The sequence below is a fragment of the Pedobacter nototheniae genome (assembly GCF_004335085.1).
In the GTDB taxonomy this organism is placed as follows: domain Bacteria; phylum Bacteroidota; class Bacteroidia; order Sphingobacteriales; family Sphingobacteriaceae; genus Pedobacter; species Pedobacter nototheniae.
Map to the genome: position 1 here is coordinate 12,303 of NZ_RQRS01000016.1, position 24,975 is coordinate 37,277.

Annotated in this window: 24 protein-coding genes; 11 read left to right on the top strand and 13 right to left on the bottom strand. The window is 34.8% G+C overall.

Going from position 1 to position 24,975, the window contains the following annotated elements; translation table 11 throughout:
• Positions 1-87: 87 nt before the first annotated feature.
• From EHC72_RS14435 to EHC72_RS14445, 3 genes are read left to right on the top strand one after another with little or no spacing between them, the layout of a single operon-like run.
• Positions 88-594, top strand: coding sequence for a GNAT family N-acetyltransferase (locus tag EHC72_RS14435; protein ID WP_131538423.1), 507 nt, complete (start codon positions 88-90; stop codon positions 592-594).
• Positions 594-1,097, top strand: a complete 504-nt coding sequence (locus EHC72_RS14440; RefSeq protein WP_131538424.1) for a MarR family winged helix-turn-helix transcriptional regulator — start codon at positions 594-596, stop codon at positions 1,095-1,097. The genes EHC72_RS14435 and EHC72_RS14440 overlap by 1 nt, the downstream gene beginning before the upstream one ends.
• A 40-nt stretch (positions 1,098-1,137) precedes the next feature.
• Positions 1,138-2,196, top strand: coding sequence for a nucleoid-associated protein (locus tag EHC72_RS14445; RefSeq protein WP_131538425.1), 1,059 nt, complete (start codon positions 1,138-1,140; stop codon positions 2,194-2,196).
• Positions 2,197-2,383: 187 nt separating this feature from the next.
• On the opposite strand, the gene EHC72_RS14450 is transcribed toward EHC72_RS14445, so the two are convergent.
• From EHC72_RS14450 to EHC72_RS14475, 6 genes are read right to left on the bottom strand one after another with little or no spacing between them, the layout of a single operon-like run.
• Positions 2,384-3,730 (bottom strand): DUF58 domain-containing protein, encoded by a 1,347-nt coding sequence (locus EHC72_RS14450; protein ID WP_131538426.1) that lies wholly within the window; start codon positions 3,728-3,730, stop codon positions 2,384-2,386.
• A 4-nt stretch (positions 3,731-3,734) separates the two neighbouring features.
• Positions 3,735-4,712 carry an AAA family ATPase gene (locus EHC72_RS14455; protein ID WP_131538427.1) on the bottom strand — a complete coding sequence of 326 codons (978 nt, stop codon included), beginning with the start codon at positions 4,710-4,712 and terminating at the stop codon, positions 3,735-3,737.
• Positions 4,713-4,714: 2 nt separating this feature from the next.
• The gene (locus EHC72_RS14460) at positions 4,715-5,896 is read right to left on the bottom strand and encodes a DUF4350 domain-containing protein (protein ID WP_131538428.1); all 1,182 of its coding nucleotides are present in this window, start codon (positions 5,894-5,896) and stop codon (positions 4,715-4,717) included.
• Entirely contained in the window at positions 5,893-6,618 is a 726-nt protein-coding gene (locus EHC72_RS14465) for a DUF4129 domain-containing protein (protein WP_131538429.1), read from the bottom strand. The genes EHC72_RS14460 and EHC72_RS14465 overlap by 4 nt, the downstream gene beginning before the upstream one ends.
• A 1-nt stretch (position 6,619) precedes the next feature.
• A complete protein-coding gene (locus EHC72_RS14470) occupies positions 6,620-7,507 on the bottom strand; it encodes a hypothetical protein (RefSeq protein ID WP_131538430.1) in 888 nt (295 codons plus the stop codon).
• Complete coding sequence (locus EHC72_RS14475; protein ID WP_131538431.1) at positions 7,507-8,460, bottom strand: stage II sporulation protein M; 954 nt, start codon at positions 8,458-8,460, stop codon at positions 7,507-7,509. Before EHC72_RS14475 ends, EHC72_RS14470 begins: the two co-directional genes overlap by 1 nt.
• A gap of 162 nt (positions 8,461-8,622) precedes the next feature.
• Here EHC72_RS14475 and EHC72_RS14480 point away from each other — a divergent pair, with 162 nt between their 5' ends.
• Positions 8,623-9,357 carry an RDD family protein gene (locus EHC72_RS14480; protein WP_131538432.1) on the top strand — a complete coding sequence of 245 codons (735 nt, stop codon included), beginning with the start codon at positions 8,623-8,625 and terminating at the stop codon, positions 9,355-9,357.
• A gap of 61 nt (positions 9,358-9,418) precedes the next feature.
• On the opposite strand, the gene EHC72_RS14485 is transcribed toward EHC72_RS14480, so the two are convergent.
• The 5 genes from EHC72_RS14485 to EHC72_RS14505 all read right to left on the bottom strand — a co-directional run bounded on the left by EHC72_RS14485 (position 9,419) and on the right by EHC72_RS14505 (position 12,287).
• Complete coding sequence (locus tag EHC72_RS14485; protein WP_131538433.1) at positions 9,419-9,673, bottom strand: hypothetical protein; 255 nt, start codon at positions 9,671-9,673, stop codon at positions 9,419-9,421.
• Complete coding sequence (locus EHC72_RS23290; protein ID WP_131538434.1) at positions 9,670-10,011, bottom strand: DUF2752 domain-containing protein; 342 nt, start codon at positions 10,009-10,011, stop codon at positions 9,670-9,672. Before EHC72_RS23290 ends, EHC72_RS14485 begins: the two co-directional genes overlap by 4 nt.
• A 121-nt stretch (positions 10,012-10,132) precedes the next feature.
• Positions 10,133-10,783, bottom strand: coding sequence for an SGNH/GDSL hydrolase family protein (locus EHC72_RS14495; RefSeq protein WP_246029432.1), 651 nt, complete (start codon positions 10,781-10,783; stop codon positions 10,133-10,135).
• A gap of 106 nt (positions 10,784-10,889) precedes the next feature.
• Positions 10,890-11,612, bottom strand: a complete 723-nt coding sequence (gene lipB / locus EHC72_RS14500) for a lipoyl(octanoyl) transferase LipB (protein ID WP_131538435.1) — start codon at positions 11,610-11,612, stop codon at positions 10,890-10,892.
• Positions 11,613-11,645: 33 nt separating this feature from the next.
• Positions 11,646-12,287: a 4'-phosphopantetheinyl transferase family protein gene (locus EHC72_RS14505; protein WP_131538436.1), complete on the bottom strand. Its 642-nt coding sequence runs from the start codon at positions 12,285-12,287 to the stop codon at positions 11,646-11,648.
• A 71-nt stretch (positions 12,288-12,358) separates the two neighbouring features.
• Here EHC72_RS14505 and dcd point away from each other — a divergent pair, with 71 nt between their 5' ends.
• The 5 genes from dcd to purD all read left to right on the top strand — a co-directional run bounded on the left by dcd (position 12,359) and on the right by purD (position 19,459).
• Positions 12,359-12,895 carry a dCTP deaminase gene (gene dcd / locus EHC72_RS14510; protein ID WP_131538437.1) on the top strand — a complete coding sequence of 179 codons (537 nt, stop codon included), beginning with the start codon at positions 12,359-12,361 and terminating at the stop codon, positions 12,893-12,895.
• A 78-nt stretch (positions 12,896-12,973) separates the two neighbouring features.
• Positions 12,974-15,661 carry a carboxypeptidase-like regulatory domain-containing protein gene (locus tag EHC72_RS14515; protein ID WP_246029433.1) on the top strand — a complete coding sequence of 896 codons (2,688 nt, stop codon included), beginning with the start codon at positions 12,974-12,976 and terminating at the stop codon, positions 15,659-15,661.
• Between the two features lie 96 nt (positions 15,662-15,757).
• A complete protein-coding gene (locus tag EHC72_RS14520) occupies positions 15,758-16,519 on the top strand; it encodes an enoyl-CoA hydratase/isomerase family protein (RefSeq protein WP_131538438.1) in 762 nt (253 codons plus the stop codon).
• Positions 16,520-16,576: 57 nt separating this feature from the next.
• Positions 16,577-17,458, top strand: a complete 882-nt coding sequence (locus EHC72_RS14525; RefSeq protein ID WP_131538439.1) for an SDR family oxidoreductase — start codon at positions 16,577-16,579, stop codon at positions 17,456-17,458.
• 729 nt (positions 17,459-18,187) lie between these two features.
• The gene (gene purD, locus EHC72_RS14530; RefSeq protein WP_131538440.1) at positions 18,188-19,459 is read left to right on the top strand and encodes a phosphoribosylamine--glycine ligase; all 1,272 of its coding nucleotides are present in this window, start codon (positions 18,188-18,190) and stop codon (positions 19,457-19,459) included.
• A gap of 109 nt (positions 19,460-19,568) precedes the next feature.
• Here purD and EHC72_RS14535 read toward each other — a convergent pair whose 3' ends face one another.
• Together EHC72_RS14535 and EHC72_RS14540 are read right to left on the bottom strand one after the other, a co-directional pair.
• Entirely contained in the window at positions 19,569-20,714 is a 1,146-nt protein-coding gene (locus EHC72_RS14535; RefSeq protein WP_131538441.1) for a TlpA disulfide reductase family protein, read from the bottom strand.
• 77 nt (positions 20,715-20,791) lie between these two features.
• The gene (locus tag EHC72_RS14540) at positions 20,792-21,973 is read right to left on the bottom strand and encodes a formimidoylglutamase (RefSeq protein ID WP_131538442.1); all 1,182 of its coding nucleotides are present in this window, start codon (positions 21,971-21,973) and stop codon (positions 20,792-20,794) included.
• 182 nt (positions 21,974-22,155) lie between these two features.
• On the opposite strand from EHC72_RS14540, the gene EHC72_RS14545 reads away from it, so the two are divergent.
• Both EHC72_RS14545 and EHC72_RS14550 read left to right on the top strand, forming a co-directional pair.
• A complete protein-coding gene (locus tag EHC72_RS14545; RefSeq protein WP_131538443.1) occupies positions 22,156-23,124 on the top strand; it encodes an NAD-dependent epimerase/dehydratase family protein in 969 nt (322 codons plus the stop codon).
• On the top strand, positions 23,117-24,418 hold the full coding sequence (locus tag EHC72_RS14550; protein ID WP_131538444.1) for an HAD-IB family phosphatase: 1,302 nt from the start codon (positions 23,117-23,119) through the stop codon (positions 24,416-24,418). Before EHC72_RS14545 ends, EHC72_RS14550 begins: the two co-directional genes overlap by 8 nt.
• The last annotated feature ends 557 nt before the right edge of the window (positions 24,419-24,975 follow it).

Below are 24,975 nucleotides of genomic sequence, written 5' to 3' on the forward strand. Positions count from 1 at the left end.
ATTAAAAGTACAATTTGATTTTTGGATGATATTTTAATTTTTAATATATGTAGTTAACTACATATATTTGCTTTATAATATTTAGTCATGCAAAAGGAATTTAAAATAGAACGTTTGGATAATCAATTTTGTGAAGAGATTATCGGGTTAATTTTACCCATTCAACAAATAGAATTTAAGGTAGATATAGATTTAAGTGCTCAACCAGATCTTTTGGATATTGAAAGCAACTATGATGGTACTGGTGGCGCTTTTTGGGGTGCAAAAATAGATGGAGAGCTTGTTGGTACCATTGCTTTAATTGCCATACCTGAATATAAAACGGGTGTAATTCGTAAGATGTTTGTTAAAAAAGATTTTAGAGGTAAAGAACTTGGTATTGCACAAAAACTCTTCACTACACTGATAGATTATTGCCATAGAAATGATTTTAATGAGATATATTTGGGTACAAAAGATGTATTGCAAGCTGCCTGTCGTTTTTATGAGCGTAATGGATTTGTGAAAATTCCAATGGAAAGTTTGCCGGTTTATTTCCCAAGAATGGAAGTAGACAACGTATTTTATAAACTCAGTTTAAACACGGTTCAATAATGGAACAAAACGTAATTGATGCTTCTGGATTACTTGCAATTTCTACGCGATTACAGCGTTTAAGCGATCAAATTCGTAAAGATGGTGCATTAATTTACAAAGCCTTTGGTATTGATTTTCAGCCCAAATGGTTTCCGGTATTGTATACATTGTATAAAAAAGCCGCTATGAGCGTAGTCTTACTTTCCGAAGAAATTGGCTATGCTCATCCCTCAACCATTAGTTTGCTGAAAGAATTGGAAAAAGAAAAACTTATCCGTTCCAGAAAAGATAAATTAGATACCCGAAAACGTTTGGTGGAGCTTACCGAAAAAGGTGCGGCATTACTATCAACAATGGAGCCTGTTTGGGAAGTAATTATAAAAGCTACAGCAGAAATTACCAATACACAAAACAACCTGATGAATGCCATTATTGAAGTAGAAAATGGTTTAAAGCAGAAAGGTTTCCTGGAAAGGGCGCAGGATTATTTTCCTGATGATGTGATAAAAACTGATGAATAAAAACCTTTAAACGCCATGGCTTTTTACTACTTTTGTCGCCATGATTTCATTCTTCGAAGCTTCGCTGAAACAACTTTCCATTCACCATACCGGTAATAAATTATTGGATGAATATTACAGACTTTCTGATAAACCGCTAAATATTAGCGATGAGGTTTTGAGTAATTTGTTGATGCAGTATTTCTTAAAACCCTTCGAAAAGGTGAATGAAGTTTATCGCTTTTATCATCCAAATGATAATTTGCAGCTTAATGAAGTGTATCATTTCGTAAATGAAATTTTTGAGAATAATGAACTTTTCCACGAAAATTCTCAGCAACTGGCTAAGCATTTACATGATGTAGCCAACCACCCAAAAATTAAATCAGGCGAATTTTATGTCGCATTTTTTCATAATGTTCAAATTGAAGGAGAGCAACTTGATGTAGTTGGTATTTTCAAATCTGAAACAAAAGATACTTATTTAAAGGTATATCCTGAAGATGATGGTTTTGGGATGAGTTTTGAGCAAGAAGCGATCAGCATTAATAAACTGGATAAAGGGTGTTTAATTTTTAATGCAGATCAAACTGAGGGCTATAAAGTTGTGGTTCTGGATCAAACCAATAGAAGTACCGAAAGTGCGGTGTATTGGAAAGATGAATTTTTAAAATTGAAGATTCGTAACGATAGTTATAACCAAACCAATAATGTGCTTGGAGTTTACAAAAACTTCGTTACGCAAAAATTGGATGATGATTACGAAATCAGCAAAGCAGATAAAATTGATCTTTTAAACCGCTCAATGAAATATTTTAAGGAAAAGGAAACCTTTGATATAGAAGAATTCGGTAACGAAGTAATTGGCAATGCTGAAGGGATTGAATCTTTTAAAAACTATAAGAAAAATTACGAAGAGGAATACGAAAGTCCAATTGCCGATAATTTTGAAATAGCTGAATCTGCCGTAAAAAAACAAGCCCGTGCCTATAAAAGTGTTTTAAAGTTGGATAAGAACTTCCATATTTATATTCATGGTAACAAAGAACTGATTGAAAAGGGCTATGATGATGATAAACTAATGAACTATTACAAAGTTTTCTTTAGAGAAGAGGAGTAAAGAGTTTGGAGTTAGCAGTCCTGAGGTTTAGTCGCGATCAATATGCTCAACTCTAGATTCAAACCTAAGAGTATCCTGTTTAAATTTTATACTCCGTCACTCTGAACTTGTTTCAGAGTCTTTTAGGATAGATTCTGAAACAAGTTCAGAATGACGATCATTTTTAGACAAAATTTAAAAACAGGCTCTAAATCTTTTGCTGTGCTTTTAATGCCAGATATTGATTAACCACATTTACGGTTAAATTTTGCGGAGGAGTTAATAGACTTATAATGCCATGTTTTGCTAACTCTTTTACCATCAGCTTTTTTTCATAGGCAAATTTCTCTGCTACGGTTTTAATGTAAATCCCTTCAACATCCTTTGCTGGTTCTTCGCTAAGCGATTTTAAAGTGGTGTTTTCAAAAAATACAACTAAAAGGAGATGGAATTTCGCTATCCTTTTTAAGAAAGGCATTTGCCTTCCTAATGAAGACATGCTCTCAAAATTGGTAAAGAAAACCACCAAACTTCGCTGTTTAAGTGTTGCACGCACACTGATGTACAAGGCTTCCATATCCGTTTCCAAATAGCGGGTTTTTTCCTTGTAAAGCACTTCCATAATTTTATTCAGTTGCGTTGGCCTACGGTCTGCAGGAACTATGCTTCCGGTTTTTTCTGCAATGGTAATTAAACCCGCCTTATCTTCTTTAACCAAGGCTACGCTACTTAAAATTAAACTGGCATTAATGGCATAATCCAATAAGCTTAAACCATCAAAAGGCATTTTCATTGCTCTCGATTTATCAATAATGCAATAAATATGCTGTGCCTTTTCATCGGTGTAGGCATTAACCATTAATTCGCCTTTACGGGCTGTGGCTTTCCAGTTAACGGTTCTGTAATCATCTCCGGCTACATAATTTTTAACCTGATCAAATTCCATACTATGCCCAATTCTTCTCATTTTTTTAATTCCGACATCTGTTAAACGATTAGAAATTGCTAAAAGTTCATATTGTCTGAGCTTTAAGAACGATGGATACACCGGCACAGTTTTATTTATTCCAATGTTAAACCTACGACTTAATAAAGCTAAAGGAGATTGAATATATAAGCGGGTTTGACCAAAATCATATTCACCACGTTTGGTAGGACGCAGGAAATAAGTTATAATTTTCTGCTCTTTGGAAGCTAGAGAAGTATTAAACCACAAATCTCGTTTTTGAAACTGAAATGGAATTTCATCAATAATGCCAATCTTAACCTGAAAAGGATAGAAGTTTTCAAGGTATATTTTTAGTTCATTATCATCGCCATTGCTTAATCGATCGGGTATTTCTCTGCGTAAAAACACACCTTTATTATTTCGGTATAATAAAATGAAATCAAGGAGAATTAATACAAGCAGGGCTCCAAAAAAGAAATAAGGTAAATCGCCTAAAAAGGAAACGAAAAAAGAAAATACAAACAGGCAAACGCACACACCAAGGGCGATAAATAACCGATTTCCGAGGAAAAGATCTGTATAATATTTTCTTAAAAAGTTTCTCATGTTTCTATCTCGGCACTTCTATTTTTTTAATAATCTGAGCAATAATATCCGCAGGAGTAAGACCTTCCATTTCTTTTTCGGGACTTAACATAATACGATGTGCAAGTACTGGAGTGGCTACTTTTATAATATCCTCTGGTGTCACAAAATCACGGCCTGCCATTGCTGCAATAGCTTTTGCGCCATTAATCATTGCTAAAGATGCTCGTGGAGATGCGCCTAGATATAAAGATTTATTGTTGCGTGTTTCGTGGGTAATTTGTGCTGCATAGGCTAATAGTTTAGGCTCTACAAACAATGCTTTAATGGTTGCCCGCAGTGATTTTACTTGCTCAACAGATAGAACGGGCTTAATTTCATTTAATTGATCTTCCGTTTTGTGTTGATGCTGATTAGTTAAGATTTCTATTTCTTCTTCCAGTGAAGGATATTTTACTTCAATTTTAAAAAGAAAACGATCCAGTTGCGCTTCTGGTAAACGATAAGTTCCCTCCTGTTCTATCGGGTTTTGAGTTGCCAAAACCATAAAAGGTTCTTCCAAATGATAGGTATGCCCATCAACGGTAATTTGGCGTTCTTCCATGGCTTCAAATAAGGCTGATTGAGTTTTGGCGGGAGCGCGGTTAATTTCATCAACCAAAATTATGTTACCAAATATTGGTCCTTGCCTAAATTGAAATTCAGCAGTTTTAGGGCTAAATACTGCGGTTCCTAATACATCAGATGGCATTAAATCCGGTGTAAACTGAATACGAGAAAATACCGCCGAAATACATTTGGCAACCAACTTTGCACTTAATGTTTTAGCAACTCCAGGTACACCTTCCAATAAAAGATGTCCATCGGCAAGCAAACCCGCAATTAAGAGGTCTATTGTATCTTTCTGCCCGACTATGATTTTGCCCAGCGCTTCTTTAATTTGTTGCACAGCCGCGTTTAACTGACTCAAATCTGTACGTTGGTTAAACATTTCCTGTTCCATATTTATTGGTCTTGTTTATAAAATTGTTCAATTGCTTTATTCAAGTTAATTAAATGTTGATCGCTTACCATTTGCCCTCTTCCCAAATGATAAATTTCAATAAAAAGGTTTTCTACAGTTTCTGGAGTTGCATCAGAAACGTGTATCAGTTTTTCTTTAAATTCCCGATTAAGATCTAATGTTTTTAGCCTGTATTTGTTTCTTATATATTCAAATAGAAACTTTACTTTTTTCTCTGCTATGTCACGGTTATTTCGCTGTTGGTAATAAACTCGACCAACTACTTTTACAAATTCTACCGATGTATTATTTAATCGGCTAATTACAGGAATAATTCTTTGCCTTCTTTTAATTTCAAAAAGAACAAATGCCAGTAAGCCAAACATAGCGATATAATAAGCCCATTTTAGTGGTGGGTTATTAAAAATCACCCGTAATGGGGAAGTATCTTCTTCAAACGGCTTGGTAAAATGCTCATCCCAAACTATTGTTTTAGCCTTTGGTAAATAAGACAATGCTTTTGAAGCGTAATCCAACCCATCGGGCTTTAACAAACTATAATTGGTGAGTAGCTGCGGATTTGGAATAATAAATAACGATCCTTTTCCAAATTTATATTGTATAAAATTGGCTTCTTTATTATCTCGTTTTCCTAAAATAATCGCCTTTGCAGAATCAAGCTTTTGAAAAAATTGCTGACTAATTCCTTTATCAAAATAGTAGCCTTTACTTTTAATTAAGGAAGGATTGGTGAAATTAATAGAAATTTTATCCTTATTGCCTAGTGCAAAATCTGAGGAAATATCAAGCTTTAAGGTATCACTTAGTTTGCCATAAATTTCGAAGGAAGCGATGAAAATGTTATTGCCACTTTCCATATACTTTACCATTTCTTGGTAATCAAGTTTGTCAATTTTAACGGAAGAGGCGATGATAAAGTAATTTGAAGTGCCTTCAATTTTATCCTTAAGCGTATTGTAAATAGGCTTTCGTGATTTTTTAACCTCTGCAGCAGGAAAAATATCGTTTATACGCTGGCGTAAAATATAGGTGCCAAAAGGAATTTTATCTTCTGTTAAATAAGTTGGTGTCCAGTTGGTAGGTTTTTGCTTAAAATATTGCACAAACAAGTATAAAACCAAAAGTACAGCACTAATAATTAAATATTTTCTCAATCCGCTCATCCTATTTTTTGGTTAAATTGATGAAAAGACTGATTTATACGTTCAAAATTTTGCTGATCTATAAAGAATTCTCCATACCAGATATATTCAAATTGTTGGGTTAATTTAGAAAATGCTATTTGATTATCTACTTGTTTAATTTCTTGAATATAAGCCTGATTGGTTTTTTCGGGTAGCCAGATAATAACCTGATGATCGCTTAATTTCTTTAACGTTTTTAAATATAAAAGTCTTACAGCTAAGCGATAGTTATTACTTTGAAGTGCTTTTTCAATTTGCTCATCAAAATTTATTTCATGGATATTTTCCAGGCTTTCTTCAAATGGAACTTCCAGCATTTTTGATTTTCCAGTTAAAACCTTAAAATCTATTCCAATGAGTTTCATTACAATAAATACAATTAATGCAATTGCTACAGCAATCAACAAATATTTTAAAAAGCCGCCACCAATAGTTTTACCGAAAACTTTGCTCAATAAATTACCTAGCCAGTTTAAGAAACGATCCCACCAGCTTAAAGTTTCTGGTGCTACATCATCATAAATAAAATCCTTTTGCTTGCTATAAGTTTTTACTGCCTGGTTATTAAACTTTCTGATTTCAATTTTACTGCTGTCTATTTTTAAAACAATGCTTTTTTTAGGTAATACGGGTTTTTGCTCAGGTTTTGCCTGTGCTATTGGAAGACTAAAAAAGAGAATTAAAAAAAGCAGTAAGCGCATCCTAATATTCTTCGGGGTGTATATTAGTTTGATCGGTTGCTTGGCCTAAACTCCCAATTCTATCTATTAAACCGCTACTTTCTTTACGTTCTACCAGATTAAAATAAATTAACGTTCCACATATTAGCGGAATAATTGTAAGTATATACGCTATGTATTGTAAAATAGAAGATAAAAAAATATAAGTTTTTGTTATTGGGTTGCCAACATTGGTAAAGGCACCAACCATAGCTACAATAATTGAAGGAAGTTGAATAAGCATCATGCAGGCGTAAGTAATGATCCAAATTATGATGATTACTGCGGCAGTTATCCACCATTCATCCTTTATTAATTTAAATGATCGGTTGAAAGAGTATCCAATACTTCCGTTTTCTATAATCATAATAGGATAAAAAATGGTTAGGGCAGGAAACACGTAAATGCCTGGAATAACACAGCATATAAAGCATAATGCGCCAAAAATTGACATTACAATACCACTACCTAACATGCGTAAAAAGTAAAACTTAAAGTAGCTCCAAACTTCTTCTACACTTGGAGCAACATTTCCCTTTTGAACATATAGTGCTATGTAGCTTAAAATTGTAATGTATATGGCTGTGTAAGAAAGCATCATAAAAAGAATAACCAAGAGATACGGAAAACCAACTTTTGAAAACGCGTCAAATGGATTATTTCGATAAGAGCTAGGATAGCTGGTGCTTTGGAAATCGATTATTTGGAGTTGCGTTAAGATTGAGCTAATTATCCCACCTAAAATAAAAATGCCACAGATGTAAATAAAAGCTTTCCCTAAAGGTTTAAAATTTTGTTTTATAAATAGAAAAGTATCACCAATAAGTTCACCAAACTCACGTATTTTTCTAAATTCTACTTTTTCTGCCATTATAATTCTTGTTGAGTACGTTTAAATAGTTTTTTTGGATAAATAATTACATAACCAATCATAAAAGCAAGTGAGCCACCTAAAATGGAAACACTAAGCCAAATAGGCATTTCTGTATGGCGGGTAACGAAACTTTCGAAAAAGGCTGCTAATAAAATAATTGGAATAATACCTAACGCAATTTTAGAAGCATCTTTTGCACTATTTTTTAAGGCGGTTAAACGGGTATGTGTTTTCGGGAAAAGCAATCCACTTCCTAAAACTAAGCCAGCACCACCAGCGATAACCGCGGCTAAAATTTCTAAAGTGCCATGAATCCAAATAACTAAAACGGATTGAGCACCTAGGCCTTTGCTAAAGAAAAAATATTCAAAAGCACCAATCATTATCCCAGTTCTGAGGAGAAAAAATACAGGGCCAATTGAAAAAAAGGCACCGCTGGCAAACATCAATAACATTACCCAAACGTTATTTGAAGCTATTTTTAAAAACATTTCAAACTCACCCTGTTGCTTATATACCCCAAAAGGGTCGCCTTTTGCAATGTTTTCATTCGTCATATTTACATATTGATCGCCAAAGAACATGCGCAAAAAGGAGTCGTCGTACTTTGCAGAAAGTACACCAATACAGCAAGAAATAGCGAAGAAAATAAATGAATATAAAAGTTGTTTACGGTATTGATGGAATAATAACGGTAGCTCGTATTTCCAGAAACGGACAAAGCGACCTCTTTCTTCTTTTTTATTTTTGTAAATGGCCTGATGTAAAACCGAAGCAATACCGTTTAGATAGGCTGTGGTTTTAGATTTTGGATAAAATGTTTTGGCATACGCTAAATCGTTCGTAATATCGATAAAACGATGAGCCAATTCATCAGGATTATCTGTGCGCATTTGCTCATAGCCCTTCCACTTTTCAGAATTTTGCTTCACAAACAGCGCTTCTCTCATAAAGAATTTTCCGGTTTTAAATTTTGGTTAAAATAAAACAAAAATCTTATTAGTCAATGGAATATGTAAGCTTATTATTTTGAACTGCTTATTAAAACGATAATAATAAAATTATGCTCAACTAGCTTGTCTTAAAAACAATTTTTTTAAGTTTGGGTAGATATGGAAACAATTAAAATTAGTACCAGCCAGCACGTTGATATAGATTATGCCGTAGCCGGTTTAGGAGAACGTGTGGCAGCAAGATTAATAGATTTGGGGATGTTTGCCATCATTTTTTTCGTATTTCTATTGTTATTTTCCATGTTGGGGATTTTAAATGAAATATCCATATTCCCATTTATTCTATTAATTATTTATTGTATTGGCTTTGTTTTTTACGATTTGCTTTGTGAAATTTTTATGAATGGGCAAAGTGTGGGTAAAAGATTAATGAAAATTAGAGTAATAAGTATTGATGGAGCGCAAGCAAGTTTAGGGCAATATTTTATGCGTTGGGTATTTAGAATTGTAGATTTTGTTTTAACAGCCCAGTTAGGCGGTTTAATTTGTGTAGCAGTTACAGATAATAAGCAGCGTTTTGGTGATTTGGTAGCTGGAACAACCTTAATTAAAACTGAACCTGCAACAGCATTTCAGCAAATTGCATTTCACCCCGTTGCTGAAGAATATATACCTGTTTTTGATAACGTAAACTTTATGACTGATCGCGATATTGAATTGATACACGAGGTTTTAGTTACCTATTATAAAACTGGAAATCATACGCTGATTTATCAAATGGCGAATAAAGTTTCCGATCATTTAAGTATTGTTATCCCCACTGGGATGCACGAATTGAAGTTTTTGGAGACTGTTATGAAAGATTATAATTATACAACAGCCAATATTGATTAAATAAAACTCCCTTTACTAAGGAAAGTAAAGAGAGTTTTTTATTGCTTTTTTAGGTTGATTGTTAAACAATTCCTCCGCCTAAAATCAATCTTATTCCGCCAAATATAATGGCAATAGCACATAATACAATGCCTGTTACTGCCGTACCTGTAGGCATGTTTTTTTGACTTTCTTGATTGTATCCTAAAATGCTAAAAATTAGGCCAAGTGTTGCAAAAGGAATGTTTAGCCAATTAAATGCCCCAAAGCAAGGAATAAAACCTAAAAGCATACCCAATACAGAGAAAATGCCAAATATCAATCCTACTGTTTTCATAATTTACTGTTTTTTGTTTGAAAGTGATTTATTAATTTAAATATTGAATAAGCAAAAAATACCAGGCTATTAAGTAGCATAGCGATAAATAAAAATATACTGCCCTTGTTTAAAACAAAAGCCTCCTTAAAATTTAAAGCCCCAATCTGAATAAAAGCCCTCGTCATGCCGCAAAAACTGCATGTTTGGTTATTTAATTTGGAAGTACATACTGGAATAAGTTTGAAGTAATCAGGATTTACAAACTTGCTGGAAAGGATAATAAAAATAGCCAAAGCTGAAATGATAATCCAAACTATTTTGAATGCAAAGGTTGTTTCTGGATTAGTTAATTTCATTTAGAGCGGTTTAAGGTCGATAAAAAATAGCAACCTTAATTTGAGCGTTAGTTTATTGGTTAATCAGATTGATTAAATCTAATTCGTTTAGCAATAATATTAAATTAAAATTGTTTTTAGCTTATTTATTTAAAACTGCAGTTATTTTTGGTAATAATGCAGCAGTCCATTCGCCATACATTTTTCCGCTAGGGTGTAAACCATCTGGTGCAACAAGAGAAAGATCAGTAACCGCCTTTCGAGATCCAGGTGTAATATCAGTATAGCTTACCCCCGCTTCAAGTGTGATTTGTTTATTTGCTGCATTGAAATTATCTATTTCTTCTGCAATGGTTTGTGCACTTCGTGAACCTCCTTTTGCAAATGGAGTAACGCCCCAATCGGGAATGGATACTACAAAAACCTTGCTTTTGTCGCCATTTGCAAATACTATAGCCTGCTGCAACAATTCCGAAAATTCTTTTTTATAAGTCTCTATCGGATAACCGCGATACTGATTGTTTACACCAATAAGCAGGGTAACAAAATCATATTTATCTGTTAAGTTAGCTTGCTTAATTGCACTTTGAAGTTCATTTGTTGTCCAGCCAGTTGTTGCAATTATCTTAGGTGATTTTACATTAAGATTTTTTCCTTTTAAAGCATTTTGCAATTGAAAAGGAAAGGATTCTTCCTGTTTTACCTGTTCGCCAATGGTATAAGAATCACCTAACGCTAAATAAGTATAGCTTTTGCTATTTAAAGGTGTATCAGTAGCTTGGTAGGCAGGCATATTATTAGGTTTTGAGCAAGCCGAAGTTAGTAAAGAAAATAAAATAGAGCAGAATAAAACTTTCATAGTATAAACTACGAAAAACTTCATCCAAGCGATTTTTTTATTAAACTAATTTCATTCCGAACAAATCGGCGATATGATTTTTTAATGTATTTTTTACTTGTTCTATATTCAGTTTTCTACCCAATTCGTGCTCTAAAGAAGTAACCGCTTTATCATCAATGCCACAAGGTACAATGTTTTTGAAATAGTTTAAATCTGCATTAACGTTAAAGGCAAAGCCATGCATTGTAACCCAACGGCTACAACGAACGCCCATTGCGCAAATTTTTCGAGCCTTTTCATTATCTGCATCCAACCAAACCCCTGTATAACCAGGGTAACGGCCAGCTCCTATTCCATAATCCTTTAGCGTTAAAATAACAGCTTCTTCAAGCGTTCGAAGGTATAAATGAATGTCGGTAAAGAAATTATCTAAATCTAAAATAGGGTAACCCACAAGTTGGCCCGGACCATGATAAGTAATATCTCCACCGCGGTTTATTTTGTAATAAGTTGCATGCTTTTCTTTCAAGCCAGCTTCATCAAGCAATAAATTTTCTGGATGACCGCTTTTGCCCAAGGTGTAAACATGAGGGTGTTCGCAAAAAATAAGATGATTAGGCGTTGGTAAGTGCGTAGCATTAATCCTATTTTCAGTTTTAACGGCAACAGTTTTATTCAGTAAATCTTCCTGTTGATCCCAGGCCTGCTGATAATCGATTAAGCCCCAATCTACAAAATTAACTACTGTATTTTTAACCGATTCTTTACTGATATCACTCATCTCTTTATTTTATTTTTTCGAAAAACATTTTGGCTATGCAACCACATAACCAAGCATGTAACCATCTTTGGTTTTAAAATAGTTTACCGTTAAAGAGCGTGTACCTTCGGGTAATTCTACTATGGCATTTAAGCTGCCCTCACTTTTTAGTTTAAAGGGTTTAATATGGATATGTTGCTTAAACTCTAAACCTTTTTTTCCGTACCATTTATAAATAGCCTCCTTAGCGCACCAACAAACATATAAGCCATCTGTATTATCTCCAATTTGTTTTTGAGCAAGTTCAATATCACTCAAAAACTTATGCTTTATGCTTTTTATTTTATGCTTAATCAGTTCAATATCTACACCTACAGCATGCTCTTTGCTAATCATTACCGCGGCATAATCATAAGAATGACTGAGAGAAATAGAATATTCTGAATCAACTAAGTAAGGTTTCCCATGGTCATCAAACTGGCAATCTATATATTCAGTTGTGTTGAGCATAGTTCTAAGCAACAGCCTTGTGCTTAGCCAATGTAAAAGTCTTTTGCCATTATTGAACGTAGAAATAACATCAAGTTCGTGTTGTTTAAGCTGTAATCCGGCAAACAATTCGGATTCCGTTTCTTCGATTTTCCAAATGGCCAGAACCGAATGCTCATCAATATTTTTATTATAAACTATGGGCATTTATAAAATTAGGATTAACATGCAAAATTATCTTAAATAAATGATAATTTAGGCCAAAAATAAGCATAAAAATGATATTATCGGATAAAAGGATATTGGAGGAAATTGATAAGGGCACAATTATTATTGAACCTTTTGATCGGGAGTGTTTAGGAACCAATTCTTACGATGTGCACTTGGGTAAATATTTAGCAACATATAAAAATAGAGTGCTTGATGCAAAGCAGCATAATGAGATCGATCATTTTGAAATTCCTAAAGATGGATTTGTTTTGCAGCCTGGAACACTTTATCTCGGCGTAACTTTGGAGTATACAGAAACACATAGCCATGTTCCTTTTTTAGAAGGCAAAAGCAGTACCGGCCGTCTAGGGATCGATATTCATGCAACTGCGGGTAAAGGTGATGTAGGCTTTTGTAACACCTGGACTTTAGAAATTTCGGTAGCGCAGCCTGTTAAAATTTATGCAGGTATGCCCATTGGGCAACTAATTTACTTTGTAGTAGAAGGGAATATCGAAACGATGTACAACTCTAAAGGAAATGCTAAGTATAACAATAAAACAACCAAACCAGTTGAGAGTATGATGTGGAAGAATAACTTCTAAATCAAAATTCATTTTAACTTCATAAATATATGCCTCTGGTTTTGTACCTTGAGGCATATTTTATTTGTACACAGCACAATGAAACTCAAAATTACTCTCGCAATCAGCTTTATTTTTATCGTTATTGGTTTTATGGCCTTTAAAATGGATGATGATCCATTTAGTCAATTGCTAAAAAAACTAGATGAATACACGAACAAATATCCGCAGGAAAAAGTCCATTTACATATGGATAAACCATATTACGCCATTGGCGATGATATTTGGTTTAAAGCTTATATAACAAATACCAAAACACAAGGTCCATCAAACATTAGCAAAATTTTGTACGTGGAGTTGATTAACGAAAAGGACTCTGTAAAAAAACAACTTAAACTGCCTATAATGGGCGGTATTACCTGGGGCGATTTCAAACTTACCGATTCTTTAAGCGAAGGTAATTATAGAATTAGAGCCTACACCAAGTATATGCGAAATTTTGGAACGGATTTTTTCTTTGATAAAACCATCAAAATAGGCAACAGTTGGGCAAACAAAGTTTTTACAAATACCCAATACGCTTTTGTTAAAGAAAATAATATCGATAAAATTAATTCAACAATTCACTTCGAGGATAAAAATGGAGTTGGATACAAAGAAAATGATGTGAGTTATGAAGTACAACTCGATTATAAAACGGTTACAAGAGGAAGAACAAAAACCAACTTATCGGGCGATGCTTTAATTAGTTTCGCAAACACACAAATAGCAAACAATAAAACAGGAAGAATTGTAGCAACAATTACACTAGATAATAAGCAAAAAATTGTAAAAACAATTCCTATCACTGCAACATCCAATAATGTGGATGTTCAGTTTATGGCAGAAGGAGGAAGTTTAATAGAGGATTTGCCTCAAAAAATAGCAATTAAAGCTGTAAATGCTGCTGGGCAGGGCGAAGATGTGAAAGGATCTATTTTAGACGCCGCCGGCAATGAAATCACCACATTTGAAACAAGCTATTTAGGAATGGGCAACTTTATTTTTAATATACAGCCGGGTGGTAATTTTACAGCCAAAATTAAATTTAAAGATGGCTCCACTAAAGATTTTAAACTTCCACTGGCGCAAAAAAGTGGTTATACAATAGCAGCTAATAACCTTGATACAGGCAAAGTTTCGTTAAAAATTATGGCTACCAAAGATATGGCCAATGGAGATGAACTTAAAGTTGTAGCGCAGCAAGGTGGCAATGTATATTATGTTTCTAAAGCCAAAATGGAGAAACAGGTATTGGTGGCCAATATTCCTAGAAAAAATTTACCTGCCGGAATTGTACAATTCACGTTATTCTCGGCTACTAATCAGCCATTAGCAGAGCGCTTAATTTTTAATCAGAATAAGAGCGATTTTATCGACGTTGCTTTAAATACCTCATCAGCATCAGGTGTAAAAAGAGGAAAATCTACCTTTACTTTTGATGCCTCAAATGAACAGAAACCTATACTGGGGAGTTTTTCTGTAGCGGTTACCAATGCCAGTAAAGTGGCGCCAGACGAGGATAATGAAACCAACATTTTTACCTCACTACTGCTAACATCCGATTTGGTAGGTTATGTAGAAAAACCTAATCATTACTTTTTAAGCGATGATGTTAAAACTCAAAAAGAGCTTGATAACTTAATGCTTACACAAGGCTGGAGAAGATTTACCTGGAAAAATATTATTAATAATCTAAGCCCAAATATTACTTACAAACCGGAAGAATCTTTAAGCATAACAGGTACCGTAATGAAAGGTAATAAACCCGTTGTTGGCGGTAAAGTAATGTTAATGGCAACTAAAGGAACCATATTTATTTTAGATACAGTAACAAATGCCGCGGGTAAGTTTGTATTCGATAATTTAGAATATAATGATAGTACCAAGTTTGTAGTACAAGCAAGAACAAAAACCGACCGTAAATTTGTTGATATAAACCTTGATGTTGTACCAAATCAAATTGTAACCAAAAACAAAAACGGAGCAGATGTTGAAGTAAACGTTAACAACGCTTTAATGAAGTACATAAAAGAAAGCGATAATTACTTTAATGAAATGACACGGCTCGGCTTATTAGAACGAACAATTAAGCTTGATGAGGTAACCATAACCGAAAAACGTAGTCCTGTTAAATATTCATCTAACTTAAATGGTGCTGGTAATGCTGATTACATACTTAAAGCAGATCAATTATCAACTTGCGTTAACTTATCTCAGTGTTTGCAAGGGCGTCTACCAGGTGTAATTTTCAGAGGCTCTACACCTTATTTAATGAGAAGCCAAAGTACGCCAATGACCATAATCTTGGATGCAATGCAAGTAGAACCTGAGTTTTTGGATAATATTAATCCTAATGACGTAGAAACAATAGAACTGTTAAAAAGTGGAGCTAATACAGCCATCTATGGCGGACAAGGCGGTGGTGGTGTACTCGTTATAACAACTAAGCGTGGCGGCAGTGATTATAGTTACAACCGTTATGCACCAGGAATTTTAAGCATTAGCCCAAAAGGATTCTCAGTATCGCGTGAATTCTATGCCCCTAAATACGATCAAGCAAGTAATCCTAATACTGCAGATTATAGAACAACTATTTATTGGAACCCACAAGTAGTAGCCAAAGATGGTAAAGCAAAGTTTGAATTTTATAATGCAAATGAGGCCGGCAAATACCGTGTGGTAATAGAAGGTATAGATGCAGCAGGGCATTTGGCAAGAAAAGTTTACACTTATGATGTTAAATAGGGAAAAATAGATAAATTTGAAATAGTATGCATGCATAGTTTATGCTGTGCGCAGTTAGCATACCGTTTGATATTTAAATCTTGATACTATTTAACAATGGAAACAATAAAAGTAAGTGTAAAAGATCGTTTAGCAACCATAACGCTCAATAGAGGTAAATCAAATGCTTTAAATCGCCAATTGATTACTGAATTAGATGATATGCTGAAAAATATTGCCGCCGATGATAATGTTGGCGGCGTAATATTAACTGGAACAGCACCATTTTTTTCAGCAGGTTTAGATTTGATTGAACTTTATAACTATAACGAAGAAGAAGCAAAATCTTTTTGGGAGCTATTTTTAAATTTCACCGCTAATATGGTTTCTTTTAAAAAACCTATGGTTGCAGCAATCAGTGGGCATAGTCCGGCTGGTGGCTGTGTAATGGCATTAGCCTGCGATTACAGGGTAATGGCAGAAGGCCAATATATTATTGGTTTAAATGAAGTTCCTGTTGGAATTATAGTGCCAAACAGCATTTTCCAATTATATGCTTTTTGGATTGGTAACGCAGAAGCATCAAGAAGCTTACTTTCAGGAAAGCTTTATAGCCCAGAAGAAGCTTTAAAAGTGGGTTTAGTAGATGATGTTGTTAAAAATGAAGTTTTACTAACCACTGCAGAGCGAAAAATTAAAAAGTTTATGGAGCTAGAAGGTAATACTTGGTCTCAAAGTAAGCTAAATATTCGCGAAGAATTAATTGCAGCAGTTACAGCAGATCAATCGGCAACCTTAGAAAAAATGTTAGCACAATGGTGGTCCCCTGCAACACGCCATATCTTAAAAACTATATTAGCCAACCTACAGAGAAAGTAACCACAATGGCTAGTCATTAAATCAATCAATCATTCACTCACGCTATAATTCAATATTATGTTTGCATTTAATCAACCCATGCTTAGAGAAGATGCCCTAAAAGGGAAAACCATTGTTATTACCGGTGGTGGCACAGGTTTAGGGAAAGCAATGGGCATATATTTTTTAAAACTCGGTGCCAATTTAGTTATTACCAGTCGTAAGCAAGATGTATTGCAAAAGGCAGCTGATGAAATGGAAGAGAAAACCGGGGGGAAGGTTTTGGCAGTAGCATGTGATGTTAGAGATACAGCGCAAATAGAAAACGTATTAGCCAAAACTTTAGAAAAATTTGGTTCTGTAGATGCTTTATTAAACAATGCAGCCGGAAATTTTATTTCACCAACAGAGCGCTTATCGGCAAATGCTTTTTCATCAATTATAGATATTGTATTAAAAGGTACTGTAAATTGTACCCTCGCTTTTGGTAAACATTGGATTAAAGAAAAACAACCAGCAACCGTTTTAAATATTATTACCACCTATGCTTTTACAGGTTCAGCCTATGTTGTGCCTTCGGCATGTGCTAAAGGTGGAGTTTTGGCCTTAACAAGATCATTAGCTGTTGAGTGGGGCAAATATGGAATTAGAACCAACGCCATTGCTCCAGGTCCGTTTCCAACAAAAGGAGCTTGGGAAAGATTACTGCCAGGAGATTTAGCTAAAAAATTCGATTTTAAAAATCGCGTTCCTTTGAAAAGAGTTGGCGATCATCAAGAACTTGCCAATCTTGCAGCCTTTCTAATTAGTGATTTCTCTGGCTATATTAATGGAGAAGTAATTAGTATCGATGGCGGCGAATGGTTACAAGGAGCAGGTCAGTTTAATGGTTTAGAAGCTATTCCAAGTGAAATGTGGGATATGCTGGAGCAAATGACCAGAAACGCTAAAGGAAGTTAGCAAGTTAGAAGGATATAAGAAAAATTGAATAGTCGAATTTTAATCTTATATCCTTCTATATTTTCCTGTATGCATATTTTGGAATGTACAAAACTTCATCCATAAAACCTGATTGAAGCGGCATACCGACTTTTTCTGTCGGGATACAGCGTAAAGCAGGACAGGATTGTCAAAAGAAAACCGAACCTTGCTTTCCAAATACTTAATGTTTTTGCTTAGGAAATGAATGTCAGTATTTCAAAGCTTATTCAGCCCTTCTTTTCGTTAAAAGCCATTTCTGTTGAAAAAACAGAATGGGCTTCCACTACAATAAGGTTTATTTAAGTGGGGATTCTGCTAAGAAACCTATAAAATAATCGAGCCAATCATGCAGATTTATTTTGGAATATACAAACTTCATCTATAAACCTGATTGAAGCGGCATACCGACTTTTTCTGTCGGGATACAGCGTAAAGCAGGACAGGATTATCAAAAGAAAACCGAACCTTGCTTTCCAAATAATTAATGTTTTTGATTAGGAAATGAATGTCAGTATTTCACGGCTCATCCAGCCCTTCTTTCCGTTAAAAGCCATGTCTGTTGAAAACACAGAATGGGCTTCCACTACAATAAGGTTTATTTAACCAAGCTTGTGCTGCAATCTCCAGCTTTAAGAAGCTTATTTATCATCTTACATCCTTTTTTCCTTTTCCATCCTCCCTCTTACATTTTTATTTATCTTTGCCGCTATGAACATTTTACTATTAGGATCGGGCGGCAGAGAGAGTGCTTTTGCCTGGAAAATGAGCCAATCTCCGCTATGCGATAAACTGATTATTGCACCTGGAAATGGCGGTACAAATGCTTATGGTACCAATATTAATATCAGCGTTAATGATTTTGATGCAATTAGAAAAATTACAATTGCCGAAAAGATTGATCTGGTTGTTGTTGGACCGGAAGAACCTTTAGTAAATGGGATTCACGATTTTTTTCTTGCAGATTCTACCATTGCACATATTCCAGTTATAGGACCTAAAAAAGAGGGTGCCATTTTAGAAGGAAGTAAAGATTTTTCTAAACAATTTATGCAACGCCATGGCATTCCAACGGCCGCATCTCAATCTTTTACACCTGAAACTTTAGAAGATGGCTTAGCTTATTTAGAAAACCATGCATTGCCAGTTGTGTTAAAAGCTGATGGTTTAGCTGCGGGTAAAGGTGTTTTAATTTGTACGGAAACTGTAGAAGCGCAAGAAGAGCTTAAGCTTATGCTAGGAGGCAAATTTGGTGCTGCCGGAGCAACAGTTGTAATAGAAGAGTTTTTAAGCGGTATTGAGCTTTCAGTTTTTGTATTAACAGATGGTGAGAACTATATTACCTTACCTGAAGCTAAAGATTATAAAAGAATTGGGCAGGGCGATACAGGTTTAAATACTGGTGGTATGGGCTCTGTTTCTCCTGTTCCTTTTGCATCTGCTGAGTTTTTAAGTAAGGTAGAAGAAAGAATTATTAAACCAACAGTAGAAGGTTTAAAGAAAGATAATATTGATTATACAGGTTTTATTTTCTTCGGTTTAATTAAAGTTGGAGAAGAACCTTATGTAATTGAATATAATGCGAGAATGGGCGATCCGGAAACAGAAAGCGTTATTCCTCGTATAGAAAATGATTTGGTAGAATTATTTATGGCAACCGCCAATAAAACATTAAATCAGGTTAAACTAGAAATTAGTGAGCAAACTGCAGCTACCGTAATGATTGTTGCTGGTGGTTATCCTGGCGATTATTTAAAAGGTAAAGCCATTTCTGGTATCGAAAATCTACGCCATTCAAATGCTTTCCACGCCGGAACACTTTTAGAAAACGATGTGGTAAAAACCAATGGCGGTCGCGTTATTGCAATCACCAGCCTACAAAAAGATTTATTTACAGCTTTGCAAGCTGCTACAGCAGATGCAGGTAGAATTTATTTTGATGGCAAATATTTCAGAGAAGATATTGGTTTTGATTTAGTGTAATCATTAAAATAGCATAATAAAAAAGGGCGGAGATTCATAAATCTCCGCCCTTTTTTATTGCATCCTTTCGTAGAGCTAAATTGATTTCAGCATCTAAACAGAATGTTTATTATTTGGATTTGCTCCCTAACAATTCTTGAAGTTTAGCTTGTAAAGCTTCTTCTCTTAAACCTTTAGCAATAATTTTTCCAGTTGGGTCAATTAAGAAATTCGCAGGAATTGAACGAATACCATACATTTTAGCAACTTCATTATCCCACCATTTTAAGTCTGAAACATGTGTCCAGGTTAATTTATCGTCGGCAATTGCTTTTAACCAAGCATCTTTTTTACCAGGACGATCTAATGAAACGCCTAAAACGGTAAAGCCCTTATCTTTAAATTTATTGTAAGCAACAACTACATTAGGGTTTTCTTTACGGCATGGACCACACCATGAAGCCCAAAAATCAACCAATACATATTTGCCTTTAAAATCAGATAGTTTTACAGGTTTACCATCAGCATCATTCTGTGTAAAATCCATTGCCATTACACCAACAGCAGTTTTTTTGTCTGCAGCAAAAATTTGAGCAATTTGTTTTCCTGAGTTAGAATTTTTTAAATCTGGAGCTAATCCGTCAAATGCTTTTTCCGATTCCGCAATCTTTTCAGGATCTCCAGCCAATTGACCAATAACAGATAAACTGATATAAGACTTAGGGTTATTTTTAGCGTATGATAATAAAAGCGGTGTTAATTCTGCAGTCAATTTATCGTAACGGTTGCCAATTTCCTCTCTTATTTTAGGATCTTTTTGTTGCTCTTCGGTAAGTTTAGAAAACTCTGCATTAATAGCAGCTAATTGATCATTTACAGGTTTTGTTAACGTTTTTAATTTTTTATCATCATCATTAACCTGCGAGCCTGTAATAGTTGCATTTTTAATTGAATCTGCCGCAGTTACTTTAATCGTTGCAGGCTCAAGGTATAAAGTTAAATAATCTAATGTTTCGCCTTTTGCAGGTGGATTAACATATGGGTTTTTATTTAAGAATAAATTTCCCCTTGCAGGATCGCTTAATGTACCTTTAAATGCAAAGGCTCCATTGGTAACTGTTGTAGAATCTGTAACTCTTTGTCCATCGGCAGGGTAAACCAAATAAACTTTATCACCAGTTTTTAGGCCTTTAATGTCGCCATTAATGTTAAATGGCTTCTGTGCCATAGCTGCTAATGGTAACAAAGCCACCGCAGATAATAATATTTTTTTCATGTTTAATAAGGTAGTTATATGGTTCCTTGTCCAAATATAAGATTGTAGTTTTTTAAAACGTAAAATACTGAGTAAAATTATGATAACTTTTGATAGGTACGCCACCAAAGATCAGGCATATCACCATTTACAGCTATTTGATAATCTTCGTACCGGCAAGGTACTAGGTGGTAACGTTCGTTTTTAGATTGGCCCGAAGGGTAAGGAACCTGCATCCACCAGCGATCTGATTTTTTGCTCTTCACAAAAGTCATTTCACCAGAACCATCTTTTAAGCTCGTTCTGTAAATTATAAATTGCGATTTTGGTGTAAGTGGAAAATCCTTTTTGCGGGCATAAAAACCATCAACAAAATACCAAACCATTTGAGCCAGCAAAAATGCCGTTTGTCCGTTATTATCGTAAGCAGGGTTAAACTCGTAAAAACCTATCGAAGTAAGTTTATCATTCATGCCTGCATAACGGGCAATTCGGCAAGCCTCTTCTCCATCAAAACCATTAGGCGTTGTATTTGCGTTTGCAGCAGCATCAGCAGATCGAATGGCACCCATATCAAAACTTAGCATATTCGCATTTCTAATAATTGGCTCTGTTAAAGTAATATCCTGAGCAAACTCACCTAAACGGTGCACATCAAAATAAAGCTTATCCATTACACTCAGGCTCTCCTGATTAACAAAATAAGTTTGATAACCAATGTTGCTGAAATTGAAAAGATAGTTGGGTTGATGTAAGAAAATTTTATTCAAATAACAGTCAGATCGTGTTGCAATACCCTCGTTGTTGTCATCATCAATATCAAACTGATTATCAACAATAACTAAATCTACCTTTTGCTCCAGGTTTTCATACCCTAGGTATTGAGCATAAGTTAAATCCTGACCGCCACCAATAATAATTGGAATAATGTCATTTTTAACCAGCTCAGAAACCACCATTTTAACTGCTATATAAGTATCAGCAATGGTAGCGCCGTGTTTAATGTTTCCTAAATCTACTATTCTACAGTTAAAGGCACCCTCGTTAAGCTTGTAAAACTTCTCCCTAAAATAATCAGGACCTAAAGCACAACCCTCATTGTTTACGGCACTTCTACCATCCAATACGCCAAAAATTGCCATATCGTAAGTATTCTCCTCCAAATCCGGAAATTTCTCCGTATAAATTTCGGTTTTTAAACCAAGCTGACTGGTTAAAAAACCTTGTTTAGGGGTAAATTGATCTGGGTTAAGGGGCGAAAAGAAATCGGTTAATGACATATATTTAAAACTATCGCCTCAAATATCTATTTTTGAATGCACATATTATATAAAAATAAAATTTCTGCTGATTTCTTTTTTTGCAGGCTTTTATAAATTACTCATTTACAGCTTTCAAATTCAATAAAAAGGCATAGCCTTAAAATGATGAATAAGATAGGTTTACAGCCCGATAAATAAACATGATACTGGTAACCGGAGGAACGGGATTTTTAGGATCTGAATTAATAAAACAGCTAACAGATAAAGGTTTTGCAGTACGGGCTTTGCGCAGAGCGCAATCTGTTATTCCCGAGCTTATTAAAAATAATACTGCAATAGAATGGTTTACTGCGGATATAAATGAGCCATCGGCGCTAGAAGATGCTTTTATTGGCATTACTAAAGTTTACCACTGCGCAGCCTTCGTTTCTTTTAACCCAAAAGATAAAAAGAAACTTTTTCACGTAAACATTGATGGTACTTCCAATATTGTAAACCTTTGTTTAGAAAATAATTGCCGGCTGTTACATGTAAGCTCCGTTGCTGCACTGGGCGAGCCAAAAAGAGGAAACCAAATTACCGAGAAAGATTTTTGGGAGTATGATGCCAAAGCGCACGCTTATGGATTATCTAAATATGAAGCCGAAATGGAAGTTTGGCGTGGCATTACCGAAGGTTTAAATGCTGTAATTGTAAATCCATCGGTAATTATTGGTAAAAATGCTGGTTTTGTGGGCAGTGGTGCAATTTTTAAATTGGTTAAAGGTGGTTTTCCTTTTTTTACCAACGGTGCAACTGGTTTGGTAGATGTTGAAGATGTAGCCACATCCATGATTTTATTAATGGAAGGAACTATTGCTGCTGAACGTTATATTATATCATCAGAAAATTACCACTATAAAGATTTATTTGGCGCAATAGCCGAAGGTTTCAACGTTAAAGCCCCAACAAAGGAAGCCAAACCCTGGATGCTCGGCATTGCCTGGCGAGCTTTGGCGCTAATATCTGCCATTACAGGCAAGGAAGCTTCAATAACTAAAGATGCCGCACGAAGTAGCGTAGTTTTAAGCTACTATAACAACAACAAAATTATTAAAGAAACAGGGATAAAATTTAAAACCCTTGCAGATAGTATAAAGGAAATTACTCAACATTTAAAAGATGCCTAAGCAGAAAGCGTATTACATTATCGATTTTGACAGCACATTTACTCAAGTAGAAGCACTGGATGAGCTGGCCCGGATTTCATTAAAAAAGCACCCGGAAAAAGAACTTATCTTTCAAAAGATTGAAGATTATACCAATTTAGCCATGGAAGGTAAACTTTCATTTTCTGAAAGTTTAGCACAACGTGTTAAATTGCTTGAAGCTAACGAAGATCATTTAAAACAGTTAATTAAGCATTTAAAGAAAAAGGTTTCTACATCATTTTCTCGTAATGCAGAGTTTTTTAAAAAACATGCTGATGAAGTATTAATAGTTTCTGGTGGTTTTAAGGAGTTTATTACCCCCGTTGTTAGTCAGTATCATATTAAAAAAGAAAATATTTACGCCAATACTTTTGTAACTACAGGTGATGGAAATATTATAGATTACGATCATGCAAATCCCCTTAGCGAAGAAGGAGGAAAAGTAAAATTGTTGCAGCACTTAAAACTAGAAGGTGAGCTTTTTGGTATTGGCGATGGATATTCAGATTTCCAGCTTCGCGAAAGTGGAATGATTAATAAGTTTTTTGCCTTTACAGAGAATATTGCCCGTCAAACTATTATTGAAAAGGCCGACCATATTACGCCAAGTTTTGATGAGTTTTTATATGTTAACAATTTACCAAGAGCAATATCTTATCCCAAAAATAGAATCCTTTGCCTTGTAATTGGTAATGTTGATCCTAAAAGTATTGCTATGCTAAAACATGATGGTTTATCCATAAGGCATAAAACTTCTTTTGAAGAAAAATATGTTAAAGATGTTGGTGTAATTTTACTTGCAGACGGGGAAAAGTTAGATAACGAGCAGATAAAAAATGCGGTAAAACTTAAAACGATTGGCTATTTAGGTAGTGCAAGAAATAAATTTAACTTCGATTTATGTACTAAGCAAGGGATCGTTGTATTTGATGACCCTAAAGGCAATCCTCGTAACCTGGATTTTATTCCAAAAAGAATGATTGATTTTATGAATACGGGCGCAACTTATTTAAGCAGCAACTTTCCTAATTTGCAGCTGCCTAAAATAGATAAATCACACCGCCTAATTCATATTCATAAAAATGTACCTGGTATTATGGCGCAAATTAATACCGTTTTTGCAAAACATAACATCAATATTGTTGGCCAGTTTTTGATGACGAACCCAGAAATTGGTTACGCCATTACCGATATTAATACCGAATACGATAAACAGCTATTTAAATCACTAAAAAAGATTGAGCACACCATAAAGTTTAGGGTATTGTACTAACTAAATGGTATTTTAATTATTGCTTTGTGCTTTGCAATTCCAATTTGTAAAGTACAAAGCAACCGTTTTAATCATATCAATCTAGTTTTCAATTGCAGGAAGCAGTTTTCGAAGGAGCTACAGACTTCACTTTCCAAAAACCTTAAAATAAATATTTGGAAATGAACGGAAAGAAGCATCTAACGCGGTGAAGTCCCGCTATTCTTACTACCGAAGAAAAATCGGCATTCATTCTATCGGGTTTAAAAATAAAGGTTAAGCCTAATAAAGGAGATGGCTTCAGGCCATAACAGACCCCTTACTTCCGTTCGCAATGACGATCGTATAAAAAAAGAATTACAAAACCGCACGTCTTTGCGAGGAGGAACGACGAAGCAATCTTTTCATCCGTATCAATGTGGCTTTCACTTTCAGAAACGATCGACTTAAACCTGATTGACAGCGGTATCCCCGATTTTTTCTATCGGGATAGAGCAGAAAGCAGGAAGCAGTTTTCAAAGGAGCTACAGACTTCGCTTTCCAAAAACCTTAAAATAAATATTTGGAAATGAGCGGAG

Excerpts from the sequence above, each read along its gene's own strand:
- EHC72_RS14535 (WP_131538441.1), bottom strand. The coding sequence starts at position 20,714 with ATGAAAAAAATATTATTATCTGCGGTGGCTTTGTTACCATTAGCAGCT.
- EHC72_RS14540 (WP_131538442.1), bottom strand. The coding sequence starts at position 21,973 with ATGTCATTAACCGATTTCTTTTCGCCCCTTAACCCAGATCAATTTACC.
- EHC72_RS14445 (WP_131538425.1), top strand. The coding sequence starts at position 1,138 with ATGATTTCATTCTTCGAAGCTTCGCTGAAACAACTTTCCATTCACCAT.
- EHC72_RS14435 (WP_131538423.1), top strand. The coding sequence starts at position 88 with ATGCAAAAGGAATTTAAAATAGAACGTTTGGATAATCAATTTTGTGAA.
- EHC72_RS14475 (WP_131538431.1), bottom strand. The coding sequence starts at position 8,460 with ATGAGAGAAGCGCTGTTTGTGAAGCAAAATTCTGAAAAGTGGAAGGGC.
- EHC72_RS14460 (WP_131538428.1), bottom strand. The coding sequence starts at position 5,896 with ATGAGCGGATTGAGAAAATATTTAATTATTAGTGCTGTACTTTTGGTT.
- EHC72_RS14455 (WP_131538427.1), bottom strand. The coding sequence starts at position 4,712 with ATGGAACAGGAAATGTTTAACCAACGTACAGATTTGAGTCAGTTAAAC.
- EHC72_RS14470 (WP_131538430.1), bottom strand. The coding sequence starts at position 7,507 with ATGGCAGAAAAAGTAGAATTTAGAAAAATACGTGAGTTTGGTGAACTT.
- EHC72_RS14515 (WP_246029433.1), top strand. The coding sequence starts at position 12,974 with ATGAAACTCAAAATTACTCTCGCAATCAGCTTTATTTTTATCGTTATT.
- EHC72_RS14505 (WP_131538436.1), bottom strand. The coding sequence starts at position 12,287 with ATGCCCATAGTTTATAATAAAAATATTGATGAGCATTCGGTTCTGGCC.
- lipB (WP_131538435.1), bottom strand. The coding sequence starts at position 11,612 with ATGAGTGATATCAGTAAAGAATCGGTTAAAAATACAGTAGTTAATTTT.
- EHC72_RS14495 (WP_246029432.1), bottom strand. The coding sequence starts at position 10,783 with ATGCCTGCCTACCAAGCTACTGATACACCTTTAAATAGCAAAAGCTAT.
- EHC72_RS14465 (WP_131538429.1), bottom strand. The coding sequence starts at position 6,618 with ATGCGCTTACTGCTTTTTTTAATTCTCTTTTTTAGTCTTCCAATAGCA.
- dcd (WP_131538437.1), top strand. The coding sequence starts at position 12,359 with ATGATATTATCGGATAAAAGGATATTGGAGGAAATTGATAAGGGCACA.
- EHC72_RS14520 (WP_131538438.1), top strand. The coding sequence starts at position 15,758 with ATGGAAACAATAAAAGTAAGTGTAAAAGATCGTTTAGCAACCATAACG.
- EHC72_RS14550 (WP_131538444.1), top strand. The coding sequence starts at position 23,117 with ATGCCTAAGCAGAAAGCGTATTACATTATCGATTTTGACAGCACATTT.
- EHC72_RS14525 (WP_131538439.1), top strand. The coding sequence starts at position 16,577 with ATGTTTGCATTTAATCAACCCATGCTTAGAGAAGATGCCCTAAAAGGG.
- EHC72_RS14480 (WP_131538432.1), top strand. The coding sequence starts at position 8,623 with ATGGAAACAATTAAAATTAGTACCAGCCAGCACGTTGATATAGATTAT.
- EHC72_RS14450 (WP_131538426.1), bottom strand. The coding sequence starts at position 3,730 with ATGAGAAACTTTTTAAGAAAATATTATACAGATCTTTTCCTCGGAAAT.
- EHC72_RS14440 (WP_131538424.1), top strand. The coding sequence starts at position 594 with ATGGAACAAAACGTAATTGATGCTTCTGGATTACTTGCAATTTCTACG.
- EHC72_RS14485 (WP_131538433.1), bottom strand. The coding sequence starts at position 9,673 with ATGAAAACAGTAGGATTGATATTTGGCATTTTCTCTGTATTGGGTATG.
- EHC72_RS14545 (WP_131538443.1), top strand. The coding sequence starts at position 22,156 with ATGATACTGGTAACCGGAGGAACGGGATTTTTAGGATCTGAATTAATA.
- purD (WP_131538440.1), top strand. The coding sequence starts at position 18,188 with ATGAACATTTTACTATTAGGATCGGGCGGCAGAGAGAGTGCTTTTGCC.
- EHC72_RS23290 (WP_131538434.1), bottom strand. The coding sequence starts at position 10,011 with ATGAAATTAACTAATCCAGAAACAACCTTTGCATTCAAAATAGTTTGG.